Origin of the sequence: Mucilaginibacter gossypii (genome assembly GCF_017569325.2) — a bacterium.
Taxonomy (GTDB): Bacteria; Bacteroidota; Bacteroidia; order Sphingobacteriales; family Sphingobacteriaceae; genus Mucilaginibacter; species Mucilaginibacter gossypii.
Genome location: NZ_CP071878.2, coordinates 4,406,260 through 4,422,585, shown reverse-complemented (window position 1 = coordinate 4,422,585; position 16,326 = coordinate 4,406,260). Strand labels below are relative to the sequence as shown.

Genomic DNA, 16,326 nt, shown 5'->3' with positions numbered 1-16,326 from the left:
CTCATTTAACACTGTTTGCAGCAGTATCAATGATTTTATGAAAATGTATAATACCCTACTATACTATTGTTATTCAACAATAGCTAATGCGGAGCAATTTGCTGCCGATCATTTAAAATTTTGTAAAAGTTTAGGTTTAACCGGGCGCATTATTGTGGCCGATGAAGGGCTTAACGGTACTGTTTCTGGTACTGTTGAGGCATGTAAAACCTATATAGATACCGTACACGCCGACGAGCGTTTTGCCGGTATCGACTTTAAAATTGATGAAGTAGATACGCCTTCCTTTGTAAAAATGCATGTGCGTTATAAATCAGAGATTGTACATTCAGGTCTTCGTGATCCGAATCTGATCGACCCGAAACAAAAAACAGGGAAACACCTGGAGCCGAAAGAGTTTTTGGCGATGAAAGACAGGGACGATGTAGTTGTGCTTGACGTACGTTCAAACTATGAGCACTCATTAGGCAAATTCAAAAACGCGGTAACCCTTGATATTGAAAACTTCCGTGATTTTCCGGCCATGATCAATGAGCTGGCCAAGTACAAGGATAAAAAGATCCTGACTTATTGCACCGGTGGCATCAAATGCGAAAAAGCATCGGCCTTATTGTTGCACGAGGGGTTCCCGGAAGTGTACCAGTTGCATGGTGGTATCATTAAATATGGTAAGGAAGCCGGCGGCGAGGATTTTGAGGGCAAATGCTATGTATTTGATAACCGCCTTTCGGTTGATGTAAACAGCGTGAACCCGGTTGTTATTTCAACCTGTTTAAATTGCGGCAAAACCACACCAAAAATGATCAATTGCGCCAATCCCGAGTGCAACGAGCATTTTACCCAGTGCGATGAATGCGGAACCGCTATGGACGGCTGCTGCAGCGATGCTTGTAAAGAGCATCCGCGTAAACGGGTTTATGATGGTACCGGGTATTATGTAAAAGTACCTCAACCGGTAATTTGAGTAAAAACAAACTGCAGCCAATAGCATAACAGCTGTGGCACAATTAATTATATAAAGCTTACCCTCAAGGGTAGGCTTTTTTATTTTGTCGGGTACAAACACTACTTTAGCAAATTGAGCCGCTACATCCTATGCGTAAAACCCTGTTTATTATTATCGTTCTTGCTTTTATATCGGTTTGGCCCGCGTGGTCGGTAGATATTAAGAGCGTAGGTGTTCCGTATGTGCAAAATTATACAAAGGCCCTTTACCAGTTTGGTAACCAAAACTGGTCGGTAACGCGCGATGAGCACGATATCATGTACTTTGGTAATGCCGAAGGCCTGCTCACCTTTGATGGTAAATACTGGCAGCAGTACCACATGCCCAATGGCTTAATTGTACGCTCAGTTAGTGCTGATGGCAAGGGCAGGGTGTATGCCGGTGGATACGGTGAATTTGGCTATTGGCATAACGATGGTAAGGGCATTTTAAAATATACCTCACTCGTTAACCTGGTACCGAAAAACTTTTTACCGGTAACCGAAGAGATCTGGAAAATATATTGCGATAACAACAGGGTGCTTTTCCAATCATTCGGGGCTATCTATATTTATTCGGCTGGTAAAATTGAAGTTGTAAAAGCGCATGAGCCGTATTTGTTCCTTTTTAAATGTGGTAGCCGCTTTTTTGTAGAGCAATTAACAAAAGGGCTTTTTGAGCTTAAAGGTTTAAAGCTTGAATATATTGAAGGCAGCAATATTTTAGGTGCAAGTGGTGTGTTATCTATTTTGCCATTTCAACACGGTAAATATCTCATCGGTACGGCAAAAAATGGTTTATTTATCTACGATGGTAAAACAGTTAAGCCATGGGTGAGCCAGGCAAATGATTTTTTAAAAACCTACCAGCTGAATAATGGCGCGGCCACTGCCGATAAGTATTTCGCCTATGGTACCATTCTTAATGGTATTGTGATCGTTGATACTGCCGGTCGTGTAGTGCAGCATATCAATAAAGCAAGCGGTATGCAAAACAATACGGTGTTAAGCCTTTATACCGATGCCAGCCAAAACCTTTGGGCCGGACTGGATAATGGTATCGATAGAATTGAGGTTAACTCGCCTTTGTATTTTTATTTCGACAAAACCGGCAAATTCGGTACGGTTTATTCAAGTATCATTTTTGATAAAAAGATATATCTCGGCACTAATCAGGGACTATTTTATAGCGATTGGCTGCCCGATAATCATAACAGCCCCTTTCAAACATTCGACTTTAAACTGATCCCCGGTTCGCAGGGGCAGGTGTGGGATTTGTCCTTACAGGATAATAGGTTACTTTGCGGCCATAACGACGGAACCTACCAGGTAAACGGAGCTTCGTTAAAAAAGATCTCGGATGTAACAGGCGGTTGGACCATTAAGAAAATGGCCCCCGATATGCTCATGCAGGGCACTTATACCGGCCTGGTGATCTACCGGAAAGATGCCGCTGGCAACTGGCAATTCAGCCATAAATTAGCGGGTTTCAGTGAACCTTCACGCTATGTTGAACGTGATGCCAAAGGTCAAATTTGGGTAAGCCACGCTTATAAGGGTATTTATAAGCTCACTTTAAGCGCCGATCAGCGCACTGTGGTATCGCACGTTTATTACGACCAAAAACATGGTTTGCCGGGTAGTTACAACATTAATGTATTTGATCTCGACAACCGCACGGTTTTCTCGTCAGATTTGGGTTTTTATGTGTATGATGATATTACCGACAGGTTTTATAAATATCAGCAGCTTAATAGCAAACTGGGCACATTTGCTACCTCAAGTAAGATCATTAAGGCCATAGGCAAAAAATACTGGTTCATTAACCAGGGCAGGGTTGGTTTGGCCGATATGTCTGTTACCGGGAAGCTAACCATCGATACCAACAGGTTTTCAATCCTGAACGGACAGATGGTACAGCATTATGAAACCATTAACCGTATCAACAACTCAACCTATTTGATAAGTGTTGATGATGGGTTTGTGATATTAAACGATGCAGATGCTCAACTGCCCAATAGGATCAAAATACCTGATGTTTTGATCAGGAGGATAGAGAATGTTACCGATAAGGTATCGTTGATAACTGAAGCAGCAGAACAGAACAATAACATTGAAATACCTTACGCCGAAAATAACATCCGTATAAGTTATTCTCTGCCTTATTATACCCAGGCTAAAATCAGGTTTCAGTATTATCTGGAAGGCTATTCGCATCAATGGAGTGAGTGGATGCCGCAAAGCCAAAAGGAGTTTACGAATCTTAACCAGGGTACTTATAATTTTAAGGTGAGGGCTAAGATCAATGATCAGTACCAATCTGCCGTTTCAACAATAACTTTTACAGTATTGCCGCCATGGTATGCCGGCAAAATAGCGCTGGTGTTTTATGTATTGCTGGCTGTATTGCTATTTTATGTGATCAGGTATTACTACGGGCTTAAATTGAAAAAACATCAGCAGCAGATTCAACAAAAGCTGCAGAAAGAGAAGGAAGAATTTTTGAAGCAGGAAGCTATTGCAAATGAGCAGCACATCATCAATATAAAGAACGAGCAGTTGCAAGCCGACCTGGCCAGTAAAAGCCGTGAACTCGCAAATTCGGCCATGAACATAGTTTATAAAAATGAATTGCTGCAAAAAATAAGCGACGAGTTAACCCACCTCAAGGGGGGCGACGGTAAGAAGCTTGCCGACGAGCAATTGCGCCGTATCCAAAAAGTGATTGATGAAGGCATGAGCGATGAGCGTGACTGGAACATTTTTGAAACCAGTTTTAACGAAGCGCACGAAAATTTCTTTAAAAAATTAAAAGCCGGTCACCCCGACCTGGTGCCAAATGACCTTAAGCTATGCGCGTACCTGCGCATGAATATGAATAGTAAGGAGATAGCGTCACTGCTCAACATCTCTTTGCGGGGTGTCGAAATTCGTCGTTACCGGCTGCGCAAAAAGCTCAATCTGGAGCATGATAAAAACCTAACCGAGTTTCTCATTGAGCTTTAATACTACATCATTACCTCTCATCGTGTCTTTAATACATCAATCCGGTGTAGCCGGTTGTGTAGTATGTATGGTATATGCTTTTTGTATGTATATATTTAATTGTCAGTTCATTACAGATTAATAAAATTGCTCTTGAGAAAGTATTTTTATGATGATGTATTAATGTTGAGTATCAATATTTGTTAAGAAAACATTATCTGTTCAGCTTTGTAGAATAATAAACCAATTATTTCTAATCCGCTTTTTATTTAATTAACCACTATGAAAAGAATTTTTACTATTTCAGGGTTGATGTTATTGCTTCTTTTTTCTTTTGACGCTGCGTTTGCACAAAACGTTACAGTAAAAGGAAAAATAACCGACGCTGCTACCGGCGAAGCCTTGATAGGCGTATCGGTACAAGAAAAAGGAACAACTAACGGGACCCAAACAGATGTTAACGGCCTTTACTCAATTAAGGCATCAAAAAATGGAATCTTAACCATTACTTATATCGGTTATGCAACCAAGTCTGTACCGGTAAACGAACAGACCACATTGAATGTAACGCTGCAGGCACAAGCAAACGAATTGGCACAGGTTGTTGTGGTTGGTTACGGCACTCAGCGTAAGCTTGATGTTACCGGTTCGGTAGCATCGGTAAAAGGTACCGAAATTTCAAAACAGGCTTCGGTAAACCCAATAAGCGGTTTACAGGGTAAGGTTGCCGGTGTGCAGATCACCAACAGCGGTTCTCCGGGCGCTTCACCTGCGGTAAGTATTCGCGGTTTAGGTACTGTATTTGGTAATGTAAGCCCATTGTTTGTGGTTGACGGGGTTTGGTATGATGATATCAGTTTTCTTAACCCGCAGGATATCGAGAATATCTCTATTTTAAAAGATGCCTCAAGTACTGCTATTTATGGTATCCGTGCAGCCAACGGTGTTGTACTGGTTACAACCAAGCGCGGGGTCAAAGGCAAACCTGTTATTAATTATAACGGTTATGCAGGCTGGCAGTCGGTTACCAACCAGGTAAAAATGGCTAATGCTACCGAGTACGCAACGGCTATTAATGAGCTTTATACTTCTAATAACGTAAGCCCGGTATTATTCAGCGATCCGGCAAGCTACGGAAAAGGTACTGATTGGTATGGGCAAATCTTACGCAATGCTTTCGTAACAAATCATGAACTTTCAGTAAGCGGAGGCACCGAAAAGGTAACATACCACCTTTCATTCGGTTACCTTGACCAGGATGGTTTGGCTAAAACAAACAATTACAGGCGTTACACACTTCACTTATCAAACGATTTTAAACCTGTAAAAGGGCTTAAATTGGGATATACATTAAGTGGTTTATCCGGGAAATCGGCCGATGTAAACGGCGGAATTTTCCATCAGTTGTTTGGTGTGGCCCCAACCTTACCTGTTTATTATAAAGATGGTGCTTATGGCGATCCTAACGATTACCATACAGGTGATGGTAATAACTATAACCCGCAGGCTACACTTGATTTTTTCAATCAGAAATCAAGAAACATGCGCTTTACTTACAATGGGTATGGTGAAGTATCTTTTCTCAAAAACTTTAAATTTAAAACAAGCTTTGGCGGCGATATAGGTCAGGCCGAAGTTAGAGGATACACTCCGGTTTATGCCGCCACATTTGCACAAAAAAGCCTTGTATCAAACCTGGATGTTAACCACAGCGAAACCCGTAACTGGATCTGGGAAAACACACTTACCTACGATGTGAAAATCAAGGATCATAAAATAACCGCTTTATTAGGTTACAGCGCGCAAAATTATCGTACCAAACAGTTAGATGCGCATGCGCAAAATGTACCTTACGTTGGTAGCGGCAGCCAGCGCGGTTCGTTCCCTGATACGGCTAAGGTAACTTATTACGCTACTCCGGGCTCGCAGGTATATACCCGCGCTTTGTCGCAATTTGCGCGTGTTAACTATTCGTTTAAAGATAAATATCTCTTAAACGCCTCTATACGCCGCGATGGTGCATCGCAGTTTTACGGCGACCATACCTACGGGTACTTTCCGTCGGTAGGCGGTGGCTGGGTTATCACCAACGAGGATTTTATGAAAGATCAGAAGGTGTTTAACACTTTAAAATTACGTGCCAGCTGGGGTAAAGTAGGTAACTCAGGTGTACCTATTAACCCGAGCATCCTAACCGTATCTGCCGATCCTTACTTAACAGCGATATTTGGCACACCTCAAACAACGTTCCCTGGTGCAAGCGTTAACACAGTAGTACCGCCAACTATATTTTGGGAAAAAACCCAATCGACCGATTTTGGTATAGAGGGTGCGATTCTTAATAGCAAATTATCGTTTGAGGCTGATTATTATGATCGTAAAACCAAAGATGCCATCTATCCTCTTCCAATACTTGGATCGTTGGGTACAAATGGCGGCGTAGTGCTTGGCAACCAGGCTACCATCCAAAACCGCGGCGTCGAGTTCTTGTTAAGCTGGAAAGACCAGGCTACCAAGGATTTTTATTACAGCATCAGCGCTAACCTTGGCATTAACACCAATAAAGTGTTAAATGTATTATCAGGAAATATTCCTATTTACCAGGGCGGTAATGGCATTGCCAATGGTCAGTTGGCTACCCGTACTGTGGTTGGTCAGCCCATCGGCGAGTTTTATGGTTACCAGGTAACCGGTATTTTCCAAACGCCACAGGAAGTTGCGGCATCAAAACAAACCAGCGCCAAACCTGGCGACTTTAAATACCAGGACACCAATAATGATGGTGTAATTGATAGCAAAGACCGCGTAGTTTTAGGTAGCCCGCTGCCAAAATATAACTACGGTATCAATACCTCGTTCACTTACCGAAACTTTGACCTGGCTCTGGATTTTCAGGGTACTGCCGATGTAAGTGTTTATAACGCCAATATTGCTTACCGTTTTGGTAACGAAAACTTCACCAAAGATTTTTTTGATCATCGCTGGCATGGCCCGGGTACTTCAAATACCTATCCATCAGTAAACGTGGGCTCGACAGACAATGCAAAACCTAACTCATTTTATGTAGAAAGCGGTGCCTACTTCAGGCTCAGAAATGCGCAGTTGGGTTATACCTTGCCGGGCAGCATCTTAAGCAAATGGAAAATTCAAAAAGTCAGGCTGTTTGCCAACGCTCAAAACGCCCTTAACTTTTTCGGCTACAAAGGCTTCAGCCCCGAAGTTGGCGGCTCTATAGGCAATATGGGTATCGATGCTAATGTATATCCATTATACGCAACCTACAATTTTGGTGTTAACGTTACTTTTTAATCAATATAAAGATGAAAAACAGTAAAAAAACTTTATTGCAAAAGGCTGTTATTTTAGGCCTCGTTGCATCCGCAATATCATTTCAGGCTTGTAAAAAGAGCTTCTTAAATGTGGCCCCGGCGGGTAATCAATCTGCCACACAGTTTTGGAAAACACAGGATGATGCTACCAAGGCCGTAAATGCCATGTACGCAAACCTGCGCGAGTGGAAAAACATCGCCTTTGCCCCGATAGCTGTTGAAAGCATGGGATCGGACGATGCAGAAAAAGGCAGCAGCCCTACCGATGCTACCTTTATGAACAACTTTCACAATTTTACGGTTACAGCGGGCGAAGGCCAGGTTTCCGATTTTTGGGCAGGTCAGTATCAAACCATCAACTTCGCCAACCAAATACTGGGCAACGTGCCCGGCATAACTATGGATCAGGGCCTGAAAGCAAGATACCTTGCCGAAGCCAAATTTATCCGCGCTTATGCTTATTTCAGGCTGGTACGCGCTTTCGGTGATGTGCCGCTGCGTTTATCGTTACCCAAAAATGCATCTGATTACAACCTTCCACGTACTGCAAAGGCGCAGGTTTGGGCAGCTATTGAAAGCGATTTGAATGATGCGGCATCGGTTTTACCGCAATCATACGCTTCGGCCGATATAGGACATGCTACCAAAGGCGCCGCGCTTGCTTTACATGCAAAAGCAGCCCTGTATCAAAAAAAATGGACCGATGTGGTTACCTATACTACCCAGGTAATGGGATTGGGTTATTCGCTGTATCCTGATTATGAGCAGTTGTTCCGCACTACGCATAAAAATAACCAGGAATCTATTTTCGAGGTACAGTGCATGCTGGTACCTAATAACCCGGATGCTTCTAATTCTCAGTATTCGCAGGTACAAGGCGTACGTGGCTCAACAGGCGGCGGCTGGGGCTTTAATGTACCAACTGCCGATCTGGCGGCTGCCTATGAAACAGGCGATCCACGCCGTGATGCTACCATCATCTTCCGCGGTGAAACTACGCCCGAAGGTGATAAGATCCCGGCCGATGGCGATAACCCGATGTACAATCAGAAATCGTATGTGCCATTTAGCCTGTATGTATCTGGTTTTAACGAAGGCTGTCAGCAAAATAAAATTGTTTTGCGCTATGCTGATGTGTTGCTGATGAATGCCGAAGCCAATAATGAGTTAGGTAACTCAGCACCTGCCTTAGCATCGCTTGAGTTGGTTCGCGCCCGCGCAAGGGCCGGCAACGCGGCTATATTGCCTAAGGTAACAGTTACAGGACAGGCCGATTTACGCGCCGCTATTTACAAAGAGCGCCGTGTTGAATTTGCTATGGAGTTTGACCGCTATTTTGACGTGATCCGCCAGGGACGAGGCGCTGCCGTATTTGGTTCACGAGGCTGGAAGGCTGGCAAAAATGAGGTATGGCCTGTGCCGCAAAATGAAATTGACATTAGTGGCGGCACCTTAACACAAAATCCGGGTTATTGATCATCAAAAATTCAGCAACAATGAAATTACTACTTAACAATAAAATAAAAGCAATTCTGCTGGCCGGTGCTGTAGCGTGTGCCGGGATTACATCGTGCCAAAAAAGCTTCGACGCTAAATCGTACGCGCCGTCAAAACCGTTGCCAACTTATGGCGGTTACAGCAGCAGTAAAGATATCGAGCCGGCCAGCCTTGTGGCATATTACCCATTCACAACCAACCTGGCCGATAGCATTGCAGGTGGTACCGGTGTAGCCACCGGAACCAGTTTTGCCAAAGGTTTAAACGGTAACGGCTTAAAAGGAGCAGCCAGCGCTTACGCGCTTTATGATACCCCTGCCGGCATTAAAGCGTTGAAAAGTTTTACTGCCAGTATCTGGGTGAATATGCCTCAGAACAACGCCGCCATAGGTTTAATGGATATTCAAAATGATCAGCCCGGCGGTGCCGGTTTTTGGGGCAGCCTCGCCATATTTTTCGATAATGGCGGCTCGGCATCAAAAGGTGTACTTAAGGTGCATGCCTTTAACGTAGCAGGCAGCTCGGCCGGTGTTGATGGCTGGGAGGGTGGCTACAGCGTAGATGATCCATGGAATAAATGGATCAACGTAACCGTTTCGTTTGATGCGGCAAGCTCAACCATTTATGTTTATTACAACGGCGCGCAGGCTGGTAAAAACACAGTTACCGGTTTTGCACCGATGGATTGGAGCAAGGCTGCGAAAATGGTATTCGGTACTTTACAGTTTCAAACCACGCCTTCGCTTACCGCAAATACAGGCGCGCAGGGTTGGGCAGGCTATGTTACAGGCACTTTAGATAATATCAGGTTTTATAATAAAGCGCTTACAGCATCGCAGGTTTCGGCCCTGTACAACCTCGAAGCTGCCGGAAGATAACACACAGTTGATTGATTTGGGTTGTCCTGCCTGGGGGCAGGCAACCTTTTTACACCCTCTCTACAATGATGAATACTAAAAGCAATTTGGTATTTGGAGCCATCGTTTTGTTTTTTGCCTGCGGTAAAAGCTCAAAAAGCAACCCCGATCCGGTTACCCCTGTGTCATCGTCATTTACTTTCAGCGCACTTAAAGTTAATGGACAGGCCAGCGGTTTCAGTTATACAAACGTAAATGCAAAGCCGGCTATAGCTATTTCATTTTCAACCCCGCTTGGCCAGGCTTCAGTAACGGGGAGTGTTAGTCTTGCTACTAAAGCCGGAGCAGCTGCAGCGTATAGTGTGGCTTTTCAGCATCATGATAGTACCGTTGTGATAACACCTACGGGGCTTTTGCCCATTACGCAATACTCACTTAAAGTTTCAACGGCTTTAAAATCTGCAAAAGGCAGTAATCTGCAATCGGCACTTGAGGTACAGCTTACTACCGCAATAGACAGTACTGCAAAGTTTCCGACCATAACCGATGAACAATTGCTTGATCTGGTTGAAAGGCAAACACTTAAATATTTTTATGATTTTGGCCATCCCACCAGCGGCCTTGCCCGCGAACGTAACTCATCGGGCGATGTAGTTACTTCGGGAGGGTCGGGTTTTGGCATTATGGCTATTGTTGCAGGTATAAGCCGCGGCTATATCTCTTACGCCGACGGCCTGGCCCGGATGCAGAAAATAGTAAGCTTTTTAAATACCAAAGCTCAAAAGTTTCATGGCGCGTTTCCGCATTGGCTAAACGGCGCTACAGGTGCGATAGTGCCATTCAGCACGCAGGATAACGGGGCCGACCTGGTTGAAACATCATACCTGATGCAGGGATTAATCACTGCCCGACAATATTTCAGCTCGGCCAATGCAGCCGAAACTCAATTGCGTGCAGACATCAATACTTTATGGAATGGTGTGGAGTGGGATTGGTTTAGGCAAAATGATCAGAATGCGCTGTACTGGCATTGGAGCCCAGATCAGGGCTGGGCCATCAACATGAAAATAACCGGTTGGAATGAGGCTCTTATTGTTTATGTACTCGGAGCGTCGTCAACAACACACAACATCCCAAAGACAGTTTATGACCAGGGATGGGCAGGTAGCGGCAGTATTAAAAATGGTAAAACCTTTTATGGCGTAACCCTTCCGCTTGGGCCTGACAGGGGAGGACCATTGTTTTTTGAGCATTACTCATTTTTGGGTATTAACCCAACAGGTTTAACAGATGCTTATGCCAACTACGAAACGCAAACCAAAGCTCACGCCATGATCAATTACAACTATTGTGTGGCTAATCCCCTGGGTAATGGCGGTTATAGCGCCAACTGCTGGGGATTAACAGCGAGCGATATTGACGGAGGGTATACGGCAAGCTCACCAACTAATGATGTAGGGGTTATAGCGCCAACTGCCGCAATTGCGTCATTGCCTTATACGCCAACCCAATCGATGGCTGCCTTACGCTTTTTTTATTATACCCTTGGTGATAAGTTATGGGGCCAATATGGCTTTTATGATGCTTTTAACTTAACCAACCCCTGGTTTGCCAATTCGTACCTGGCTATTGACCAGGGTCCTATCGTGGTTATGACCGAAAACTACAGAAGCGGGTTACTCTGGAGACTTTTCATGAGCGCGCCGGAAATAAAAACGGGAATGAAGAATTTAGGCTTTAGCGGACCAAACTTATAATGTGATTAATGATATATTAAATGAAAAAACTAATATTATCCTCCTTGTTAATGATGCTTGTACTGAGCGCCTTCGCCCAAAAGCAAACAAAAAAAACAGAAGACGGCATTAAGCCTGTAGGTATTATCAAAAACCTTACGGATAGTGCTTTGCTTGATGTGGTGCAGCGCCAAACATTCCGTTATTTCTGGGATTTTGGCCACCCGGTTAGCGGCCTTGCCCGTGAGCGCAGTAATACTTCTTTTGATTACGGTAACGAGGTGGTAACTACCGGTGGTTCGGGCTTCGGTATTATGTCGCTTATTGTGGCTGATAGCCGCAAATGGATCACCCATGAGCAGGCGGTTGACCGTATGGTTAAGATCGTTAACTTTTTATACAAGGCCGATGCTTTTCACGGCGCTTTCCCGCACTGGTTAAACGGCGAAACCGGTAAAGTGATCCGCTTTGGCCGTAAAGATGATGGGGCTGACATTGTGGAATCGGCTTATCTTTTTCAGGGTTTATTGTGCGCGAGGCAGTATTTTACTGCCGATGATCCGAAAGAACGCCGAATCCGCGATGTGATTAACTGGATGTGGGGCGAAATGGAATGGAACTGGTTTACCCGCGATGGCCGCGACTACCTTTACTGGCACTGGAGTCCGAACAATGGCTGGGCCATGAACTTCCCGATCCACGGTTTTAACGAATGTTTGATCACTTACGTGCTTGCCGCATCTGCCGAACGTTACCCCGTTAGTGCCAATGTTTACCATAATGGTTGGGCGCAAAGCGATTTCTTTAAAAACGGCAGAAATTTTTATGGCTTTAAATTGCCGCTTGGTTTTGATTATGGAGGTCCGCTATTCTTCTCGCAATATTCTTTCCTCGGCCTTAATCCTAAGGGATTAAAGGACGAATATGCCGACTACTGGGAACAAAACAAAAATCACACCCTGATCAATCACGCTTACTGTGTTGATAATCCTAAAAAATTTAAGGGCTACGGTGAAAATTGCTGGGGATTAACTGCCAGCGATAACTTTGAGGGGTACAATGCACATTCGCCAACTAACGACCTCGGCGTAATTACGCCTACGGCCGCGCTATCCGCATTCCCATACACCCCGGAATATTCGATGAAAGCGTTGCGCCATTTTTATTATGACCTGGGCGATAAGATCTGGGGCGAGTATGGCTTTACCGATGCCTTCAGCGAATCGCATAACTGGTACGCGAAATCCTATTTGGCCATCGACCAGGGCCCGATCATTGTGATGATTGAAAACTACCGGACAGGTTTGCTCTGGAAACTTTTCATGAGCTGCCCCGAGGTTCAGGGTGGTTTGAAAAAACTGGGTTTTGAAAGCCCCGCTATCGTGAAAAATTAATTCGGCATAAAAAATAAACAAAAGGCCGTTAAAGAGGTTAAATTTGTTTTAAGTCAACGGCGGTAATTACGCCGGTTGTAAAACAAAGAAGTATTTAACCCATGATCAAAACAATACGAATTACAGGAATGCTAAGCTTACTCTTAGCATTCTCTTTTTTAGCCAAGTCCCAAAATTTGACCTCGTTTGATAGGGGCAGCTTTATTTTTAAAGTAGACACACTACCATACCGAATTTTATTTCCAAAGCATTTTAATCCGGGTCAAAAGTACCCTTTATTGTTTGTATTACACGGTTCGGGCGAACGGGGAAACAATAATGAGTCGCAACTGGCTTATGGGGCACAACGGTTTTTGCAGGACAGCTGCAGGGAGTTATACGAGTCCATCGTTGTTTTTCCGCAATGCCCGGCAAAAAGTTATTGGAGCAATGTAAAGCAGGTTACGGATTCGGCAACCAATAAGCGCAAATTCATTTTTCAGGAAGATGCACCGCCAACAATGGCCATGATCATGCTCATGGGGCTTGTAGACCAGTTTTTGGAGAAACCATTTGTTGATAAGCATAAAGTTTATGTGGGGGGCCTGAGCATGGGTGGTATGGGGACATTTGAAATCATTGGCCGTGAACCTAAAGTATTTGCAGCAGCCTTTGCCATTTGCGGCGGCGATAATACGCTGAACGCGAAGAAATACGCTAAAAAAGTTCCGCTCTGGATCTTTCACGGTAATAATGACCCGGTAGTACCTGCTGATCATTCGCAGGTAATGGTTGATGCTATTAAAGAGGCGGGAGGCAAGCCGCGGTTTACGCTTTATCCAGGTGTAGGGCACAATAGTTGGGACAACGCGTTCAACGAGCCTGATCTGTTGCATTGGTTGTTTTCGCATAGTAAGTAGAGGCGGGTAACATAAAAATCATATCATTGAGGAGGGAAGACGAAGCAATCGCATGCTATACAGGGCGGTCACGCTAAACAAAATGAAAATTGCTTTAAAAAAAATGTCCTTTCGATTGAGCAGAGGTTGGCAATAGCGCTGGGGCGAAAGAGAAATCTTATATACCACGCAAGTCCGATAAGCATGTTTGCTCAGCAGGGAGTATAAGATTTCTCACTCGCTCCTCGCTCGAAATGACAATAAATTTGTTGAAAGTTATCGACCTATTCGTCCCCTTCTGATTTCTTGGGAAGATTTTTGGCGTTAAAGCGTGGCTTGAATCCCAATTTAGGTGCCGGAGTTTCTTTAGCCGGCGACTGAGGTTCTTCAGTTGGCGTATCCTCTTTTTTATCTTCTGCGGATGCTTCGGCTTCAGGAACTGTCGGCTTCATTGCAGCTGCATTAAAGCGTGGTTTAAAGCCAAGCTTTGGTGCGGGAGGTTCAGAACCCGGTTTTACTTCTTCAATCGTTGGTTGCGGAATCTCGGCTGATGGTTTTGCCTCCTCAACTGGTTGTTCCGATTCAGCCGGTTTAGGGTTCATCATAGCGGCGTTGAAGCGTGGCTTGAATCCCACTTTAGGGGCAGGTGCTTCGGTTACCGGCGTTTGAAGCTCTTCAGGCGGAGCATCCTCTTTTGTCTCTTCAGCAGGCGCTTCATTTTCTACCGGTTTGGGTTTTACCATACCGGCATTAAAGCGTGGTTTAAATCCCATTTTAGCTGCTGGTGCATCCGCAGGTGGAGTTGTCGGAGTGTCTTCCTTTTTGTCTTCTGCCTGTGTTTCTGTTTCAGCTGGTTTGGGTTTTACCATGGCAGCGTTGAAACGTGGTTTAAAGCCCGGTTTGGCAGTTGGTGCAGGTGTTTCTGTAGCAGGAGCCCCAGCTTGTTGTTCCTTTTCGTTTTCAGGTGATGCTTCGCTTACTGCTGGTTTAGCTTTTGCCATAGCCGGGTTAAAGCGAGGCTTGAACGTTGGTTTGGGGGCAGTTTCAGGGGATGAAGCTTCTGACGTTGGGGGTTCAACTGCCCGTTGTATAGATTCTTCGACTGGAGCTGCAGGTTTTGGTGCAGCCGGACGGAACTTCGGCGTAAAGCCAACTTTGCCCGGCGTAGCGGGTTCTGTTAAACTTTCGGTTATGGTTTGTTCGGCAAGCGCGTTTTTGATATGTGCTTTTTCGGTTTTAACTTCAAGCGGAACCGGGAACCGCCGCCTTAGTTTATTAAACCAGTATTTTTTGGTATGGTCAAAACTTTTTTCGCCCATTTGTTCAAAATGGTCTTTAAATTCAGAAAACAATGCCGGTTCGCCCTGTTCAAGCGCTACAAGGTCAATTCTTTTCTTCTTTAAAAATTCTTCAAAAACCATTTTTGTTTAGATATGAGATGTTAGATATGAGATTTGAGATAATTGAAGGTTTAGAGCCTTGTCTCATATCTCACGTCTCATATCTCAAATCTTATAGTTTTACATCCACACCCAGCTTGTTAAAACGGATGCCTTTTTCGGTTTGGCTCCAGTCTTCACGCTCCTCATCGGTAGCGTTTAATAACTGTGGAAACCATTCCAACGGGAAAGCCTGTGGTTTGCCACCATCAGTTTCCACAAAAAGAAGGCCGTTGGCAAAGGTAACCTTTACTTTTTTCTCTCCTTTACGTGTGTTGAATAGTGGCATGATGTTTCTTCTTTATGTCATTGCGAGGAGGAACGACGAAGCAATCGCATGCTGTACAGAGCGATGATGCTTCTGTGCGATTGCCACGCTATCGCTCGCAATTACATGGTGTTTATTGTTTGAGTGGAACTAAATCCGAAATCGAAATTCTCAAATCCGATACCAGAATTACTCCGCCATATTATGGTAAACAGCCTGCACGTCGTCGTCTTCTTCCAAACGGTCAATCAGTTTCATAATTTCAGGAACCTGCTCTTCGCTTACAGCATGGAATGATTGCGGGATACGCTCCAGCTTGGCCGATTTTACTTCGATACCCATCTCTTCTAACGCTTTTTGCATTTTACCAAAATCTTCAAAAGCTGTATGGATTACCGCAATATCGTTGCCATTTTCATCGGCTTCAACAAATATTTCTTCCAAACCTGCGTCTATCAATTCAAGTTCAAGCTCTTCCAGGTCGCGGTCGCCCGGCTCAAAAGTGAAAACTGATTTACGGGTAAAGATAAAATCAAGCGAGCCGGTTTTGCCTAATGAGCCACCGTACTTGGTAAAGTAGCTGCGTACGTTGGCAACAGTACGGTTAGTATTATCGGTAGCGGTTTCAACCAACACGGCAACCCCGTAAGGCGCGTAACCTTCGTAAACAAGCTCTTCGTAATCTTTTTCGTCGCGGCTGCTGGCGCGTTTAATGGCGGCTTCAACACGGTCTTTAGGCATGTTTACAGCCTTGGCGTTTTGTACCGCGGTACGTAAGCGTGAGTTGGTGTTAACATCGCCGCCGCCGGCTTTTACAGCCATTACAATTTCCTTACCTAAACGGGTAAACTGCACTGCCATTTTGGCCCAGCGCTTAAACTTTCTTTCTTTGCGGAATTCAAATGCTCTTCCCATGTTTTTTTAGTTCATTGTTCATGGTTGATAGTGATAGATCAACC

The 16,326-nt window shown here is 44.5% G+C and carries 11 protein-coding genes; 8 read left to right on the top strand and 3 right to left on the bottom strand.

The features are described from left to right. Positions 1-37 precede the first annotated feature (37 nt). The 8 genes from trhO (at position 38) to J3L18_RS18375 (ending at position 13,681) form a co-directional block, all read left to right on the top strand. Entirely contained in the window at positions 38-964 is a 927-nt protein-coding gene (gene trhO / locus J3L18_RS18410) for an oxygen-dependent tRNA uridine(34) hydroxylase TrhO (protein WP_129568432.1), read from the top strand. 131 nt (positions 965-1,095) lie between these two features. Then, a complete protein-coding gene (locus tag J3L18_RS18405) occupies positions 1,096-3,990 on the top strand; it encodes a triple tyrosine motif-containing protein (RefSeq protein WP_129568433.1) in 2,895 nt (964 codons plus the stop codon). Positions 3,991-4,251: 261 nt separating this feature from the next. After that, on the top strand, positions 4,252-7,278 hold the full coding sequence (locus J3L18_RS18400; RefSeq protein ID WP_091172180.1) for a SusC/RagA family TonB-linked outer membrane protein: 3,027 nt from the start codon (positions 4,252-4,254) through the stop codon (positions 7,276-7,278). 11 nt (positions 7,279-7,289) lie between these two features. Further along, complete coding sequence (locus J3L18_RS18395) at positions 7,290-8,774, top strand: RagB/SusD family nutrient uptake outer membrane protein (protein ID WP_129568434.1); 1,485 nt, start codon at positions 7,290-7,292, stop codon at positions 8,772-8,774. Positions 8,775-8,794: 20 nt separating this feature from the next. After that, entirely contained in the window at positions 8,795-9,673 is an 879-nt protein-coding gene (locus J3L18_RS18390) for a LamG-like jellyroll fold domain-containing protein (RefSeq protein ID WP_112652670.1), read from the top strand. A 65-nt stretch (positions 9,674-9,738) separates the two neighbouring features. Beyond that, positions 9,739-11,409 carry a glucoamylase family protein gene (locus tag J3L18_RS18385; RefSeq protein ID WP_129568435.1) on the top strand — a complete coding sequence of 557 codons (1,671 nt, stop codon included), beginning with the start codon at positions 9,739-9,741 and terminating at the stop codon, positions 11,407-11,409. Positions 11,410-11,429: 20 nt separating this feature from the next. Then, on the top strand, positions 11,430-12,782 hold the full coding sequence (locus J3L18_RS18380) for a glucoamylase family protein (protein WP_208102416.1): 1,353 nt from the start codon (positions 11,430-11,432) through the stop codon (positions 12,780-12,782). 101 nt (positions 12,783-12,883) lie between these two features. After that, a complete protein-coding gene (locus J3L18_RS18375) occupies positions 12,884-13,681 on the top strand; it encodes a carboxylesterase family protein (protein WP_129568436.1) in 798 nt (265 codons plus the stop codon). A gap of 263 nt (positions 13,682-13,944) precedes the next feature. Here the strand turns inward: J3L18_RS18375 and J3L18_RS18370 are convergent, their stop codons facing one another. The 3 genes from J3L18_RS18370 to J3L18_RS18360 form a co-directional block, all read right to left on the bottom strand. Beyond that, positions 13,945-15,081, bottom strand: coding sequence for a hypothetical protein (locus J3L18_RS18370; RefSeq protein ID WP_129568437.1), 1,137 nt, complete (start codon positions 15,079-15,081; stop codon positions 13,945-13,947). A gap of 91 nt (positions 15,082-15,172) precedes the next feature. Continuing rightward, the gene (locus J3L18_RS18365; protein ID WP_129568438.1) at positions 15,173-15,388 is read right to left on the bottom strand and encodes a DUF2442 domain-containing protein; all 216 of its coding nucleotides are present in this window, start codon (positions 15,386-15,388) and stop codon (positions 15,173-15,175) included. Between the two features lie 168 nt (positions 15,389-15,556). Continuing rightward, positions 15,557-16,282: a YebC/PmpR family DNA-binding transcriptional regulator gene (locus J3L18_RS18360; protein ID WP_091172198.1), complete on the bottom strand. Its 726-nt coding sequence runs from the start codon at positions 16,280-16,282 to the stop codon at positions 15,557-15,559. Positions 16,283-16,326: the final 44 nt, after the last annotated feature.